The organism is Sphingomonas sp. CCH10-B3 (assembly GCF_001556185.1).
Lineage (GTDB): Bacteria > Pseudomonadota > Alphaproteobacteria > Sphingomonadales > Sphingomonadaceae > Sphingomonas > Sphingomonas aquatica.
In genome coordinates, this window is the sequence record NZ_LSIJ01000037.1 from 1 (window position 1) to 14,313 (window position 14,313).

Here is a 14,313-nt window from a genome sequence, read left to right on the forward strand (position 1 = left end):
AAGGGGAAGAGTCAGGCACAAGGACGCGCTGAAGCTACCCGTCCGCTCTCCACCACAAGCAGCCCTTCTTAGCCAAATCCTTCCCCCTAGCCTCCCCGCCCCAGCCTCGGCATAATCCGCTTCGGGAGGCCCGCCATGTCCGACAAATTCACCACTTTCGCCAAGCTCCATGTCCCCGGCAGCCCGCTGATCCTGTTCAATGTCTGGGACGCAGGCTCCGCCGCTGCGGTCGAGCGCGCGGGCGCGAAGGCGCTCGCGACGGGGAGCTGGTCGGTCGCCGCTGCGCAGGGGTTTCACGATGCGGAAGGGCTGCCGTTCGACCTCGCGATTGCCAATGCCGCGCGGATCGTGGCGGCGACCAAGCTGCCGGTCAGCATCGATTTCGAAGGCGGCTATGCGACCGATGCGATGCGCACGGCAGCCAATGTCGCCGCTCTCGCCGCGACCGGGGCGATCGGCTGCAATTTCGAGGATCAGGTGATCGGCGCCACCCCGCGCGCGCTGCATTCACTCGCTGAGCAGGTCGCGCGGATCAGGGCGATCCGCAAGGCCGTGGGGCCTAGCTTCTTCATCAATGCGCGCACTGACATCTTCCTGATCGCGCCCGCCGAGGCGCATGACGCCGCGATGGTCGACGCCGCGATCGAGCGCGCGCTCGCCTATGCCGATGCCGGCGCGAGCGGTTTCTTCGTGCCGGGGCTGGTCGACCTCAACCTGCTGGAGAAGGTCTGCAAGGGGTCACCGCTGCCGGTCAATTTCATGGCCTTCCCCGGCGCGCCGAGCGCAGCGCAGGTAGCGATGACGGGGATCGCACGAGTGAGCCACGGACCGGGGCCGTACCGACTGGCGATGAAGGCGCTGGAGGATGCCGCGCGGGTGGCGCTGGGGTAAGTTAACTCGAAAGTCTCAAACCCCTCCCCTGAAGGAGAGGGGTTGAAGAACTTTTGCCTTAGGCCTCTTCAGCCTCGCTCGCATCGCCCTCGGCGGGCTTTTCGAACCACGCCTCGACTTCGCCCGACAATTTCAGTGTCAGCGGCTGGCCGTGGCGGTCGACCTTCTTGCCGAGCGCGACGCGGATCCAGCCTTCGGAACGGCAATATTCCTCGACGTCCTTGCGCTCGACACCCTTGAAGCGGATGCCGATGCCGCGTTCGAGCAGCGCCTGATCGAAGAACGGGCTGCGCGGGTTGGATGAAAGGCGGTCGGGGGGCGTGTCGGTCATAGCCCCGCGCCTTTGGCGCAAGCCCGCGCGAAATACCAGCCCCGATCGGCCCCGGCTACCACCGGGACGGGCAGCGCGCCCGCCCCGGGATCACCGATCACGCAACCTTAGTAGCGGTAGCCATAGCCGTAGCGCGGGCCGTAATAGCCGCGGAAGCGCGGGCCGTAATAGGGCCGATAGCGCGGGCCATAATAGCCGCGGAAACGCGGGCCGTAATAGCCACGGTAGCGGGGACCATAGAAACGCGGTCCATAAAAGCGATCGTAGCGGTTCGACGCGATGGTCGCGCCGATCGCCAGCCCCGCAAGCCCCGCGACAACTGCCGTACCCGCGCGGTCGTCACGATAGTCGCGATAGCCATAGCGCTGCGCCTCAGCGGGTGCCGCAACAGTCAGCACGGTCGCGGCCAGCACGGCACCGATTCCGACCTTTTTGAAAAATGAAGTCATCGCCTGTCCTTTCAGCCAGTTACCAGAGCCCGATCAAGCAACGCCCTGCTGCCGAGCTTGTTGCATGCCATATCCGCGCCAGCCTGAACACGCCGGGAATGGCCCGTTCATGCAGCGTTTAGCCGCCAGTCCGTCTTGCGAGGGTCGGCAGGCTCGGGCAGAGCAACGTCATGGCATATTGGCTGATCCGATCCGAACCCGATGTCTATGGCTGGGATGATTTCGTCGCCGAAGGGCGCACCGAATGGACCGGCGTCAAGAACGCGACCGCCGCCATTCACCTGCGCGCGATGGCGGTGGGTGACGGCCTGATTTTCTACCATTCGAACACCGGCAAGGAAGCCGTCGGCACCGCGCGTGTGACGCGCACGTTCCAGCCCGACCCGACCGATCCGAAATGGGTGTCGGTCGAAGTCGAATGCGTCGCCAAGCTCCCCAAGCCGGTGCCGCTCGCGACGATGAAGGCCGAGCCGCGCCTTGCCGAGCTGCGCATGATCAAGCAGTCGCGACTGTCGGTCAGCCCGGTCACCGACGCCGAATGGGCCGTGATCATGGAACTGGCGGGCGCGTGAGCGCGGCGACACTGATCTTCGTCTACAATGCGCCCGACGGCATCGGCGCGGCGCTGATCGACGCCGCGCACAAGCTGATCTCGCCTGCTACCTATCCCTGTTCGCTGTGCGCGGTCACCTATGGCGCGGTGGCGATGCGGCGCGACTGGAAGACTTACCTCGCGCGGCTGCCCCACCGGATCAAATTCTATCACCGCGACGGCTTTGCTCGCGCCTTTCCGGGGCTCGACATCGCGCTGCCGGCGATCCTGATCGCCGATGCCGACGCACCGCCGCGCGTGCTGGTCGATGCAGCAACCCTCGACAAGCAGACCGATGTCGCCAGCCTGATCGCCACTCTGGAAGCGGCGCTATCGGCGCCTTCGGGCCAGCCGGGCTAAGCTCCTACCCGGTCGCGCCGCGTCACGGCTCGCGCAGCAATTTGCGCACGTCGCCGCCATTCTTCGCCAGCGCCGCCGTCACGCGCAGGCGCGCGTCATAATAGGCGAGCGCCATGTGCTTGCTGCCCGCGGCCCGCAGTCGCTCGGCTTCGGCGGCGGACAAGGTGCTGTCCCCCGCGACATAATCGGCATAGCCCTCGCTCTTCCAGAGCGGCAGGGTCAGCGCGCGCACCCAGCCGAGATGGACGCGGACCAGCATATGCGTGCGTTCGTGCGCGACCACGCTCGACAGTCGGCGCTTCCTGATCCCGTCGGAAGCGGCGCCATCGATCGCCACCGCACGCCGGTTCACGATCACGGCGTCTGCCATCAGATCGGACATCGGTCGGGTCAGCGCGAGGCTGGTACGCGAGCCGAACGACAGCAATAGCCAGCGCCAGCCGCCTTCGGTCAGGAACAGCCGCGTGCCGACGATGCGATCATCGAGCGGCGAGGTCGCCAGCCGGGCATCGGCGCGCGCCAGCGTTTGCGCCATCGCCGCGCGGTCGATCGGCGACTCCGCATAGACGTGCGTCGTGCCGATCTGCGCCTGATAGGGAAAGAACAGCATCTGCGGCATCGCCACGCTCGCGGTCGGATAGGCGATCAGCAAACCGACCAGCCACGACGCCCGCGGCAGCCAGGATTGCCCGCTCATTGGACCAGCAACCCTTCGCGCGCGATCTTTTCCTTCCACACCAGCGGCGCGAGCTGGTGGACGTTGGCGCCGGTCGAATCGACCGCGACAGTGACGGGGAAATCCTCGACCGCGAATTCGTAGATCGCTTCCATGCCGAGGTCCGCGAAGCCCACGACCTTCGATCCCTTGATCGCGCGCGCGACAAGGTATGCCGCGCCGCCGACCGCCATCAGATAGGCAGATTTGGCATCCTTGATCGCCTCGGTCGCGGCAGGGCCGCGCTCGGCCTTGCCGACGCAGGCGAGCAGCCCCTGGTCGAGCATCATGCGCATGAACTTGTCCATGCGCGTCGCCGTCGTCGGACCGGCCGGCCCCACCACTTCCTCGCCGACCGGATCGACCGGCCCGACATAATAGATCACGCGGCCCGCGAAATCGACCGGCAACGCCTCGCCCCTGGCCAGCATGTCGGCGATCCGCTTGTGCGCGGCGTCGCGCCCCGTGAGCATCTTGCCGTTCAGGAGCAGCCGGTCGCCCTGCTTCCAGCTTTGCACGACCTCGGGCGTCAGCGTGTCGAGATCGACCCGGATCGCGGCCTTGTCGGGCGTCCAGTTGACGTCGGGCCATTCGCTCAGCTTGGGCGGCTCGAGATAGACCGGCCCCGACCCATGAAGCGTGAAATGCGCGTGGCGCGTCGCGGCGCAATTGGGGATCATCGCGACCGGCTTGGAGGCGGCATGCGTCGGCCAGTCGAAAATCTTGACGTCGAGGATCGTCGACAGCCCCCCCAGCCCCTGCGCGCCGATGCCGAGCGCGTTGACCTTGTCGTAAATCTCGATCCGCAACGCCTCGATATCGCTTGCCGGCCCGCGCGCCTTCAGCTGGGCCATATCGATCGGCCCCATCAGCGATTCCTTGGCGAGCAGCATCGCTTTCTCGGCGGTCCCGCCGATGCCGATCCCGAGCATGCCCGGCGGACACCAGCCCGCGCCCATCTGCGGCAGCATTTCGAGCACCCAGTCGACGATCGAATCGCTGGGGTTCATCATCTTGAACTTGCTCTTGTTCTCGCTGCCGCCGCCCTTGGCCGCGACATCGACCGACACCGTGGCACCGGGCACCATTTCGACGTGGAGCACGCTCGGCGTGTTGTCGCGCGTGTTGCGCCGGGTGAAGGCGGGATCGGCGAGGATCGACGCGCGCAGCTTGTTCTCAGGGTGGAGATAGGCGCGGCGCACGCCCTCGTCGATCACGTCCTGCAGCGACCGGTCGGAGTCGAGCCGGCAGTCCTGCCCCCATTTGACGAACACGGTGACGATGCCGGTGTCCTGGCAGATCGGCCGGTGTCCTTCGGCGCACATCCGGCTGTTGGTCAGGATCTGCGCGATCGCGTCCTTCGCCGCCGGGCTCTGTTCGGCGGCATAAGCCTCGCCGAGCGCGCGGATATAATCCATCGGGTGGTAATAGCTGATGAACTGCAGCGCATCGGCCACGCTTTCGATCAGGTCGGATTCGCTGATGGTGACGGTCATTTCGGTCCTCGCTCGGCAATTGGCGCCAGCCCTGCCCGCGCCATAAGACCCCGCGCCGCAGGCGCCAAGCCGCTTGGCTAAACGCAACACGCATCAGGGATTTTTTAAGGTCGTTTCGTTACTGCGTCCGACAAGTGCCCCATCCGCTTCGAACGCAGCAGGACCCAAGTTGACCAGCCCAGCCCACCATGAGCGCACAAGCACCTGGCAGGCATTGGGGCTCTCGCTGCGCAACGAAGCTGTCGACAAGGTCGACTTTGTCGGCCAGCGGCGCGAAGTCGGGGCAATCTGGCCGTTCACGCTCGTCGTCCAGCTTTGCGCCGTTGCAATTGTCGTGATCGCCGCTTTCCTCACCGAACGCGTGCCTTTCATGCTGCGGGTCAGCGAAATAGGCGGCGTGATTCTGGGGCTCAGCTTTACGGCCCTGATGCTGCTTCGCTTGCCGATCTGCCGCAGCTGGCCCGCCTACCGGCACAACTGGGCCGCCATCGTTTATTGCGGGGGGATTGCAGCGGGACTGGTCGCGCTGATCTGGCAGGCGAGCAGGCTGCCGCTCGATCGCAGCCAGCTGGTTTGCGTCGTGGCCGGATTGGGCGCGTTGGTCGGCACGGCCATGGCAATCCACCCCATGCGGGCGGCAACCTTTGCCTTTGCGACGGCGCTCGTGGCCATGATCGTCATTCTTGTTGGACCCGGCACATCGAGCACGATCGCAGGCATTTGCCTGCTTACATTGCTGCTCGCCACCCGGCGCGTTGCCCAGCAGGACGTGATCCGCACCCTGCAAGTGACCACCGAATATCACGAGGGCGAGCTCGCGGCGCGGCTGGTGCATGAATTTGAAAGCAATGGGACGGGCTGGTTCTGGCAGACCGATCGCGAAGGCTGCCTGACCTATCTGACACAAAAAGTCGCCAACGCGATCTGTGATCCCGGCCAGTCGCCGGTCGGACGCCCGCTGACCGCTGTGTTCCAGATGGACAATACCGCGCCGGGCACCGAGCGGACATTGAGCTTCCACATGTCGTCGCGGACCGGCTTTTCCGACTATACGGTGCGCGGCGCAGCCGCCAGCGGCGCCGATCGGTGGTGGTCGATTTCCGGGCGGCCGGTGATTGACGATACCGGTCGCTTTCAGGGCTTCGTCGGCTCGGGCGCCGACCTGACCGAAAAGCGCCGGGCCGAGGCCGAGATCACCCGGCTTGCGCTGTTTGATGGCTTGACCGGTCTGGCCAACCGCCAGCGCATGCGCGCTTCGCTCGAACAGACCCTCAACCAGCCGGTCGGTCCCTATCGGCCCACCACCCTGTTCCTGCTCGATCTCGACCGGTTCAAGGTGGTCAACGACACGCTTGGCCACCAGACTGGCGATATCCTGCTCAAGCAGGTTGCGCAGCGGCTGCTGCGCGCGGTCGGCGATGCCGGGCTGGTCGGGCGGCTGGGCGGCGACGAATTCCAGGTCGTGTTGCCGAGCGAGAATGATCCCGAGCGGCTGTCGGACCTTGCCCGCACGATCATCAACGCGCTGTCGCACCCCTATTCGATCGACGGCAATACCGTGACGATTGGCTGTTCGATCGGCGTCGCGATTGCGCCGCAGGACGGCAAGGATCCCGAAACGCTGGTGCGCAACGCCGATCTCGCGCTCTATGCGGCCAAGGCCGACGGGCGCGGCATCCACCGCTTTTACCGCGAGGAACTGCTTCACGGCGCTCAGAACCGCAAACGCCTTGAAGACGATCTGCGCCACGCATTGGTGCAGAATGAATTTCAGCTCGTCTATCAGCCGGTCGTCTCGACCGAGAGCGCGCGCATCGTCGGCTATGAAGCGCTCATCCGCTGGGAACATCCCCTCCGCGGCGCGATCAGCCCCGCCGATTTCATTCCTGTCGCCGAAGATTGCGGACTGATCGAGACGATCGGCGAATGGGTGTTGCGAACCGCCTGCCTTGAAGCAGCGAAATGGCCGAGCAACGTCCGCGTCGGCGTCAACGTCTCCCCGATCCAGTTCGCCAACCCTGCGCTGCCGGCGATCATCACCAATGCGATCGCCAAGGCCGGTATCGCCGCGAGCCAGCTCGAACTGGAAATCACCGAAAGCGTGTTTCTCAACGAAAACCAATCGACCGACGCGATGTTCAAGAGCCTGAAGGGCATTGGCGTGCGGCTCGCGCTCGATGATTTCGGCACTGGCTATTCATCGCTCGGCTATCTTAAGTCGGCGCCGTTCGACAAGATCAAGATCGACCAGAGCTTCGTGCGTGGGGCGGCAATCAAGGGCAGCCGCAATGCGGCGATCATCAAGGCGATCGTCACGCTCGCCGGATCGCTCGGCATGGAAACCACTGCCGAAGGCGTCGAGACGCAGGACGAGATCGAACTGATCCGCGAACTCGGGTGCAGCCACATCCAGGGCTATGTCTATGGCAAACCCGCCCGCGCCGAATTCGTGCTCGACGCGCTGGTGAAGGGCGAAGGCGCCGCGACGATTTCGGGCTACCGCGTCAGCCGCGCGCCGCGCACCAAGCTGTTCCGCACCGCGACACTCGAAGTCGCGGGCGAGCGCGGCGAAGTGCGCATCCGCGACATTTCGTCGACCGGCGCGATGATCGACGGCATCGAATTCGGCCGCAATCCGCAGGAAGTGACGCTGCTGATCGAGCTGCTGGAAGGCCAGATGTTCCCCGCACGCGTCCGCTGGGCCAAGGACGGTCGCGCCGGCATCGAATTCCAAGACCGCTTCAACGTCGCGCGACTCAATTCGAGCGAAGGCATGAAGGTCAAGAAGGCCAGCTGACGCGCGCGTCACGGCGCGGCTGCGCCGATCAATCGGACGCTAGGGTACGCGAACGACCATAGTCCCTCGATTTATTTTCGTTCCTGCCCCGTTCTCTTGCCTTTTTCCAATCCCGCTTGCGTCCACGCGTCGCGCCTGTGGACATTTTCGGTCGTGCCATGAACCGAGTCATATGAGCGACGAACCGAGTCCCTAAACTGTCATTTACCGTCTTGCCTGCCGTCGCGAATGAGCACAATCTGTTGTGGTCGAGTTCGGGGGCGAGCCCAAGCGCTGGTAGTTCGATCACCGCAACCGCGGGTTGCGGAACGGGATTTCCTGCGCGCTGCACGAGACGATGGACACTTTTTGTTCTCGTCCGGGCACGCGCGGGTGTAGAATGGGGGTTCGCCCCCGAGTCGGACCGGTACAGGTCCGCGAGGCAGGGATGGAGCAGTGATGGATTTTCGGGAAGGCCAGGAAGCGAACATGGACAGCATGGCTCGGGACGCGACCAACATGGTCGAAGCAGCTGCCGCCACGGCGGTGGCGGGCGTGGCGACGGCAGCGGCATCGGCCGCAGCCGCGCGCGACAGCCGGTCGGTGAAGCCGCAGCCCTATCCGGTCGAGGTCGATCACGGCCGCGACGCGCTGCTGACCGATTTCGGCAAGGAAACGCTGCGCGACCGCTATCTGCTGCCGGGCGAATCGTTTCAGGATTTGTTCGTGCGCGTCGCATCGGCCTATGCCGATGATGCGGGCCATGCCCAGCGGCTGTACGACTATATCTCGAAGCTGTGGTTCATGCCGGCGACGCCGGTGCTGTCGAACGGCGGCACCGGGCGCGGGCTGCCGATTTCCTGCTATCTCAATTCGGTGCCCGACAGCCTGGAAGGCATCGTCAACACCTGGAACGAGAATGTCTGGCTCGCGTCGCGCGGCGGCGGGATCGGCACTTATTGGGGCCATGTCCGCGGCATCGGCGAGCCGGTCGGCCTGAACGGCAAGACCAGCGGCATCATCCCCTTCGTCCGCGTGATGGATTCGCTGACGCTGGCGATCAGCCAGGGCTCGCTGCGGCGCGGGTCGGCGGCCTGCTATCTCGACATCAGCCATCCGGAGATCGAGGAGTTCCTCGAAATCCGCAAGCCTAGCGGCGACTTCAACCGCAAGGCGCTGAACCTGCACCACGGCGTGCTGATTCCCGATGCCTTCATGGAAGCGGTGCGCACCGGCAGCGAATGGAATCTCGTCAGCCCGAAGGACGGGTCGGTGCGCGGCACCGTCGACGCGCGCAGCCTGTTCCAGAAGCTCGTCGAGACGCGCCTTGCGACCGGCGAGCCCTACATCGTCTTTGCCGATCATGTGAACAAGGCGATGCCCAAGCATCACCGCGACGTCGGGCTGAAGGTTTCGACCTCGAACCTGTGCAGCGAAATCACGCTGCCAACCGGCAAGGACCAGTTCGGCAAGGATCGCACTGCCGTGTGCTGCCTGTCGTCGCTCAATCTCGAGACCTGGGACGAATGGAAGGACGAGAAGGGCTTCATCGAGGATGTCATGCGCTTCCTCGACAATGTCCTGCAGGATTACATCGACCGCGCCGAGCCGGGCATGGAGCGCGCCGCTTATTCGGCCGCGCGCGAGCGGTCGGTGGGCCTCGGCGTGATGGGCTTCCACAGCTTCCTGCAGGCGCGCGGGCTGCCGTTCGAAGGCGCGATGGCCAAGCAGTACAACCTGCGGATCTTCAAGCACATCCGCGCGCAAGTCGACGAAGCATCGATGCAGCTCGCGGTCGAGCGCGGCCCCTGCCCCGACGCCGCCGATCAGGGCGTGATGGAGCGCTTCAGCTGCAAGATGGCGATCGCGCCGACCGCGTCGATCAGCATCATCTGCGGCGGGACGAGCGCGTGCATCGAGCCGATCCCGGCCAACATCTACACCCACAAGACGCTGTCGGGCAGCTTCTCGATCCGCAATCCCTATCTGGAGAAGCTGCTGATCGAAAAGGCGAAGAACAGCGAAGGCGTGTGGAGCTCGATCCTCGAGAATGGCGGCTCGGTGCAGCACCTCGATTTCCTGAGCCAGGAGGAAAAGGACTGCTACAAGACGAGCTTCGAGATCGACCAGCGCTGGCTGATCGAACTCGCCGCCGATCGCACGCCCTATATCGACCAGTCGCAGTCGCTGAACCTGTTCATCCCGGCCGATGTCGAAAAATGGGATCTGCTGATGCTCCACTTCCGCGCGTGGGAGCTGGGGGTGAAGTCGCTCTATTATCTGCGCTCGAAGTCGATCCAGCGCGCCGGTTTCGCGGGCGGCGTCGAGGCCGACAACACGCCCGAGGCGAAGAAGATCGAGCTGCCGAACACCGATTACGATGAGTGTCTGGCGTGTCAGTGATCATCGGTCAGTTAGCTTAAGGCGATCGGCAAATGGATCAGCGGACGGGATGTTTTGGCATCGCCGCTATTGGCGGCTTGGCGCTGTTGGTGCTGCTCCTGATCGGGTGGCCGCAATACCGCGTCTATTCGCAGCGACTTGCCGGCGAAGCCGCGTTGGCCGAGGCGCAATCGTCACGGCAAGTCGCGATTCTGGAAGCGCGGGCCAAGAAGGAAAGCGCCATCTCGCTCGCCGAGGCCGAAGTCATCCGGGCGCAGGGTGCAGCCAAGGCGAACCAGATCCTGCAAAACAGTCTGGGTGGGCCCGAGGGCTATCTACGCTATCTGCAGATTCAGGCGCTGGAGGATTCGAAGGCATCGCTCATCTATGTGCCGACCGAAGCCGGCTTGCCCGTCACCGAGGCGCGGCGGCTCGATGCCGAGAAGTGATGCTGTGATGCGCGTGATCGCCCGTCCCACCCGCCGCGCCGCCGCGCTGGTGATGATGATGTTCGTCGCCGGATGCACCGCGCATCAGGCGGCGAGCGGGGTTGCGCCGGGCGCGCCGGGCTTCTGGCTCGGGCTGTGGCACGGCTTCATCTTCCCCGTCGCCTGGGTCGCGTCGGTGTTCGTGCCCGACATCGCGATCTATGCGGTGCCCAACAACGGCGGCTGGTATGATTTCGGCTATTTCCTCGGCATCGTCGTGTTCGGCGTCGGCGCGCGCAGCAGCCAGAAAGTCTATGTCGAGCGCGTCGTCTATCGGCGGGACCGGCGATGAGCGAGCTGATCTCCGCCCCGCTGGTGATGGCGGTCGTCGCGCTGCTCGCGCTGGCCGGAGCCGCGTTCACGCTCACCCGTCCGGCCGCGAGCGAGGCCGCGATCTACCGCCGCCGGATCGCCGGGACGATGCTCGGCGCCGGCGCGATCATCCTCGGCGGCTTCGCCTATGCGCTGTCGAGCTGGGGGCAAGGTCGATGAGAGCCGCGCCGATGACGCCCGCCCCCGCACACCCCATATTCTGAATCAAGCACCGAAAGGCCCACGCCATGTCCCTCCTCTCCGCCCGCAAGACCTACAAGCCGTTCGAGTACCCTTGGGCGTACGACTTCTGGAAGCGCCAGCAGCAGATCCACTGGATGCCCGAGGAAGTGCCGCTGGGCGAGGATTGCCGCGACTGGGCGCAGAAGCTGTCGGCGCATGAGCGCAACCTGCTGACGCAGATCTTCCGCTTCTTCACGCAAGCCGATGTCGAGGTGCAGGATTGCTATCACGACAAATACGGCCGCGTGTTCAAGCCGACCGAAATCAAGATGATGCTCGCCGCGTTCAGCAACATGGAAACGGTGCACATCGCGGCCTATTCGCATCTGCTCGACACGATCGGCATGCCCGAAAGCGAGTACGGCATGTTCCTCGAATATGCCGAGATGAAGGACAAGCACGACTATCTGCAGAATTTCGGCGTCGACACCGATGAAGACATCGCCAAGACGCTGGCGATGTTCGGCGGCTTTACCGAAGGGCTGCAGCTGTTCGCGAGCTTTGCGATGCTGATGAACTTCCCGCGCTTCAACAAGATGAAGGGCATGGGCCAGATCGTGAGCTGGTCCGTGCGCGACGAAAGCCTGCACTGCGAAGGCATCGTCCGGCTATTCCACGAATTCGTGAAGGAACGCGACTGCCTAACCAAGGCGGTCAAGGACGACATCATGGACGTGTGCCAGACGACGGTGCGGCTCGAGGACGCGTTCATCGACCTGGCGTTCGAACAGGGCCCGGTGACGGGGATGACGCCCAAGGAAATCAAGAAATACATCCGCTACATCGCCGACTGGCGGCTGGGGCAGCTCGGCCTGAAGCCGATTTACATGATCGACGAACACCCGCTGCCGTGGCTCGCCCCGCTGCTCAACGGCGTCGAACACGCCAATTTCTTCGAACAGCGCGCGACCGAATATTCGAAGGGCGCGACGCGCGGGAATTGGAACGACGTGTGGGACAGCTTCGACAAGCGCCAGAAGGTGAAGGCGGCCCCGGCGGCGAACGAGGATGCGGGGGAAGCGGACATGTTCGCGCAGGCGGGGATTGCGGCGGAATAAATGGCAACTCCGCCGCCCTCTCAAGACGCGCTGCGTACGATTGGGCTAGCAGCCTTCGAGAACTTTACGCCTGATGCTGCTGGTCCCGCATCCGCTGAAAAAATACTTGAGCGTTTATCGGCAGCGAGAGCCAACAGTTCAAAAGAAGCTAATCGCTTCTTGTATATATCCCTAGCCTTCGTTGGGCTATACATCGTTAGGGTGGCAGGATTAAGAATGGATCTGGTTATTTTTGACCAGAAGGTTTTCGAAGTTCCTCATGGTTTATTCTTCTTTTGTCTCGGATCTCAGTTAAGTCTCTGCATTAGTTTTGCAAAAAATGTTGACGCTAGAGTATTTGATCGACTTATGAGATCGATTTGCGATCATCAGTGGCATCACGACTCGTTGGCCGTATATCGAACCATTCCGAACGAGCATGCTTGGTTGGAAACATCAAGTCAAATCATGCACGCCCTTCCAAGCAATATTATTTCTAGAAACATCTTTATTTTTGTAATGATTCTAACATCACTGTTAGGGTTGATAATAATGTTTTCTCCGGTAGCTGCGGGATTGTATATTATTGTCGATTGGAAGCTTCAGATAACTAATGGATGGATCGATCTACAGTATTACTTAGTGCTCACATCGACTTGCCTTTCGCTAGCTTGGTTCGTAAACTATGTCGCTGTTCACCTGACGGATCACGACGATTAGCATGCTTGGAGGAGTTGATGGAAATCCGCTTTAATGGTGGAGAGGCAGGCGACCACCGGGTTGACCTCTACAGCGGTGCGGAATCCCTTTCAGGCCTCGGCAGAGTTGGGAATTTAGTTGGCCATTATGTGGCTGAAGGAAACGTTAGGTTTCGTTCGCCGTATTCAAGCCAAATTCAATATTATCTCAGCGGTACCAAAGAAGGCAGCCTTACGGTCCTGATATCAGAGGTAATTCGGATCGCCGGCGAAGCACAAAGGGCAGCGGCAAAAATTCGCGCTTCGGCGTTGTTTCGGCGAGTCCTGTTGCGTGCGACCGGGCAAGCAGCAGAAGGATCTCTTAACGTACAAGGCGTTGAATATACTTCTGGTGACATAGACGCCTTGGCTGAAGCTGCCACGCCCGGTCTTCTTAGAGCGCATCGATGGATTGATCAACCGAACAAATCGATCCGAATCGCTCCGGAGGATGGCGAAGATGTGACCTTTGATAGTAACACGAGGGAATACCTCGAGACCGAAGATATATCTGAGGATGAGGAGGTACTTGATGTATCCGTTGGCGCACTCAATGTTAATGCGCGAACAGGTAGGGTTTTCTTTCACGGGCTAGGCCGGACTATACCCTTCTATGTACCCCGAGCTTCAGCAGCACGCACCATTCCTACTTTATCACGCTTTCTTACACAATATGCTGAGCGAACTGGAGCAACGGTGAACATTCGTTACAGCGAAGTGAGATATTCCGATGAGAGACTTAAGCGTATCATCATCCATGACGCCTATCCGATAGCCGGCCTTCAGTAATAGGTGGCTCGCCGCTACTCCCGACATATCGCTTACGACTGCGACCGTGATCGCGAACTCCGCGTGACGCGCGGCGGGATCAGCGCTGATTCTAGTTCGGCGCGCGGATTTGCACAGACCGCATCAACAGCCGCGTTACCGCGCCGCACCTGTGATCCAGAAAATCAATTTTCCAACACTCACCCATTTGGTTATATGGGTCAGCTCCCCAACGACCCGGAGCTGCCCCATGCCAAAGTCCCAGACCCCCGACACCCTCACCTTCACTCCCGCCACCCTTCGTGAGCGCCACAATGGCTGGAGCGCCGAGCGGCAGCGCGATTTTATCGAGGCGCTGGCGGATCACGGCTGCGTCACGCAGGCGTGTCGTGTGGTCGGTGTGGCGCCCTATTCGGCCTATCGCCTGCGGCGGCACCCCAAGGGCAAGGATTTTGCCTTCGCTTGGGACCAGGCGTTGCGCTGTGCGAGTGCGCGGCTGGTCGATATTGCAATGGAGCGCGCCGTGCATGGCAGCCGCCGCCAATATTGGCGCGACGGCGAGCTGATCGGCGAGTCCGTCATCCCCTCCGACGCGCTGCTGATGTTCATGCTCGCGCGGCTCGATACGGGCCGATTTGGTTCGCAGGTTGATCGCCACCCGGCCTTCCCCGATCGCGCGGGCTATGCGACGCAAACGATGACGAAGCTGCTTGGGGGCTTGCGCGATATCGATGCC

The 14,313-nt window shown here is 62.8% G+C and carries 15 protein-coding genes and 1 pseudogene; 12 read left to right on the forward strand and 4 right to left on the reverse strand.

Translation table 11 applies throughout. The features are described 5' to 3' along the window. Positions 1–135: 135 nt before the first annotated feature. Positions 136–891: an isocitrate lyase/PEP mutase family protein gene (locus tag AX672_RS07490; protein WP_066650454.1), complete on the forward strand. Its 756-nt coding sequence runs from the start codon at positions 136–138 to the stop codon at positions 889–891. A gap of 58 nt (positions 892–949) precedes the next feature. Here the strand turns inward: AX672_RS07490 and AX672_RS07495 are convergent, their stop codons facing one another. Next, positions 950–1,222 carry a DUF3297 family protein gene (locus AX672_RS07495; RefSeq protein WP_066650456.1) on the reverse strand — a complete coding sequence of 91 codons (273 nt, stop codon included), beginning with the start codon at positions 1,220–1,222 and terminating at the stop codon, positions 950–952. Between the two features lie 107 nt (positions 1,223–1,329). Next, the gene (locus tag AX672_RS07500) at positions 1,330–1,671 is read right to left on the reverse strand and encodes a hypothetical protein (protein ID WP_066650458.1); all 342 of its coding nucleotides are present in this window, start codon (positions 1,669–1,671) and stop codon (positions 1,330–1,332) included. Between the two features lie 170 nt (positions 1,672–1,841). Between AX672_RS07500 and AX672_RS07505 the strand changes: the two genes are divergently transcribed. Continuing rightward, on the forward strand, positions 1,842–2,243 hold the full coding sequence (locus tag AX672_RS07505) for an EVE domain-containing protein (protein WP_066650463.1): 402 nt from the start codon (positions 1,842–1,844) through the stop codon (positions 2,241–2,243). Continuing rightward, on the forward strand, positions 2,240–2,623 hold the full coding sequence (locus AX672_RS07510; RefSeq protein ID WP_231731201.1) for a hypothetical protein: 384 nt from the start codon (positions 2,240–2,242) through the stop codon (positions 2,621–2,623). The genes AX672_RS07505 and AX672_RS07510 overlap by 4 nt, the downstream gene beginning before the upstream one ends. A gap of 22 nt (positions 2,624–2,645) precedes the next feature. Here AX672_RS07510 and AX672_RS07515 read toward each other — a convergent pair whose 3' ends face one another. Next, entirely contained in the window at positions 2,646–3,320 is a 675-nt protein-coding gene (locus AX672_RS07515; RefSeq protein WP_066650467.1) for a hypothetical protein, read from the reverse strand. Beyond that, entirely contained in the window at positions 3,317–4,834 is a 1,518-nt protein-coding gene (locus AX672_RS07520) for a fumarate hydratase (RefSeq protein WP_066650469.1), read from the reverse strand. The genes AX672_RS07515 and AX672_RS07520 overlap by 4 nt, the downstream gene beginning before the upstream one ends. A gap of 169 nt (positions 4,835–5,003) precedes the next feature. Between AX672_RS07520 and AX672_RS07525 the strand changes: the two genes are divergently transcribed. The 9 genes and pseudogenes from AX672_RS07525 to AX672_RS07555 all read left to right on the forward strand — a co-directional run. Further along, a complete protein-coding gene (locus AX672_RS07525; RefSeq protein ID WP_231731202.1) occupies positions 5,004–7,631 on the forward strand; it encodes an EAL domain-containing protein in 2,628 nt (875 codons plus the stop codon). 468 nt (positions 7,632–8,099) lie between these two features. Next, positions 8,100–10,013: a ribonucleoside-diphosphate reductase subunit alpha gene (locus tag AX672_RS07530; protein ID WP_443026229.1), complete on the forward strand. Its 1,914-nt coding sequence runs from the start codon at positions 8,100–8,102 to the stop codon at positions 10,011–10,013. 32 nt (positions 10,014–10,045) lie between these two features. Then, positions 10,046–10,441, forward strand: a complete 396-nt coding sequence (locus tag AX672_RS07535; RefSeq protein ID WP_066650476.1) for a membrane protease subunit — start codon at positions 10,046–10,048, stop codon at positions 10,439–10,441. A 7-nt stretch (positions 10,442–10,448) separates the two neighbouring features. Then, the gene (locus AX672_RS07540; protein ID WP_066650484.1) at positions 10,449–10,772 is read left to right on the forward strand and encodes a hypothetical protein; all 324 of its coding nucleotides are present in this window, start codon (positions 10,449–10,451) and stop codon (positions 10,770–10,772) included. Continuing rightward, a complete protein-coding gene (locus AX672_RS07545; protein ID WP_066650485.1) occupies positions 10,769–10,972 on the forward strand; it encodes a hypothetical protein in 204 nt (67 codons plus the stop codon). The genes AX672_RS07540 and AX672_RS07545 overlap by 4 nt, the downstream gene beginning before the upstream one ends. 68 nt (positions 10,973–11,040) lie before the next feature. Next, positions 11,041–12,093 (forward strand): ribonucleotide-diphosphate reductase subunit beta, encoded by a 1,053-nt coding sequence (locus AX672_RS07550; RefSeq protein ID WP_066650486.1) that lies wholly within the window; start codon positions 11,041–11,043, stop codon positions 12,091–12,093. Next, positions 12,094–12,792, forward strand: coding sequence for a hypothetical protein (locus tag AX672_RS18535; RefSeq protein WP_168727379.1), 699 nt, complete (start codon positions 12,094–12,096; stop codon positions 12,790–12,792). It abuts the gene before it with no gap. 17 nt (positions 12,793–12,809) lie between these two features. Beyond that, positions 12,810–13,598, forward strand: a complete 789-nt coding sequence (locus AX672_RS18540; protein WP_168727380.1) for a DUF7946 domain-containing protein — start codon at positions 12,810–12,812, stop codon at positions 13,596–13,598. Positions 13,599–13,827: 229 nt separating this feature from the next. After that, positions 13,828–14,313 (forward strand): annotated as a pseudogene (locus tag AX672_RS07555) (hypothetical protein); the annotation flags it as partial.

Excerpts from the sequence above, each read along its gene's own strand:
- AX672_RS07550 (WP_066650486.1), top strand. The coding sequence starts at position 11,041 with ATGTCCCTCCTCTCCGCCCGCAAGACCTACAAGCCGTTCGAGTACCCT.
- AX672_RS07505 (WP_066650463.1), top strand. The coding sequence starts at position 1,842 with ATGGCATATTGGCTGATCCGATCCGAACCCGATGTCTATGGCTGGGAT.
- AX672_RS07520 (WP_066650469.1), bottom strand. The coding sequence starts at position 4,834 with ATGACCGTCACCATCAGCGAATCCGACCTGATCGAAAGCGTGGCCGAT.
- AX672_RS18540 (WP_168727380.1), top strand. The coding sequence starts at position 12,810 with ATGGAAATCCGCTTTAATGGTGGAGAGGCAGGCGACCACCGGGTTGAC.
- AX672_RS07530 (WP_443026229.1), top strand. The coding sequence starts at position 8,100 with ATGGACAGCATGGCTCGGGACGCGACCAACATGGTCGAAGCAGCTGCC.
- AX672_RS18535 (WP_168727379.1), top strand. The coding sequence starts at position 12,094 with ATGGCAACTCCGCCGCCCTCTCAAGACGCGCTGCGTACGATTGGGCTA.
- AX672_RS07490 (WP_066650454.1), top strand. The coding sequence starts at position 136 with ATGTCCGACAAATTCACCACTTTCGCCAAGCTCCATGTCCCCGGCAGC.
- AX672_RS07535 (WP_066650476.1), top strand. The coding sequence starts at position 10,046 with ATGGATCAGCGGACGGGATGTTTTGGCATCGCCGCTATTGGCGGCTTG.
- AX672_RS07500 (WP_066650458.1), bottom strand. The coding sequence starts at position 1,671 with ATGACTTCATTTTTCAAAAAGGTCGGAATCGGTGCCGTGCTGGCCGCG.
- AX672_RS07495 (WP_066650456.1), bottom strand. The coding sequence starts at position 1,222 with ATGACCGACACGCCCCCCGACCGCCTTTCATCCAACCCGCGCAGCCCG.
- AX672_RS07540 (WP_066650484.1), top strand. The coding sequence starts at position 10,449 with ATGCGCGTGATCGCCCGTCCCACCCGCCGCGCCGCCGCGCTGGTGATG.
- AX672_RS07515 (WP_066650467.1), bottom strand. The coding sequence starts at position 3,320 with ATGAGCGGGCAATCCTGGCTGCCGCGGGCGTCGTGGCTGGTCGGTTTG.
- AX672_RS07545 (WP_066650485.1), top strand. The coding sequence starts at position 10,769 with ATGAGCGAGCTGATCTCCGCCCCGCTGGTGATGGCGGTCGTCGCGCTG.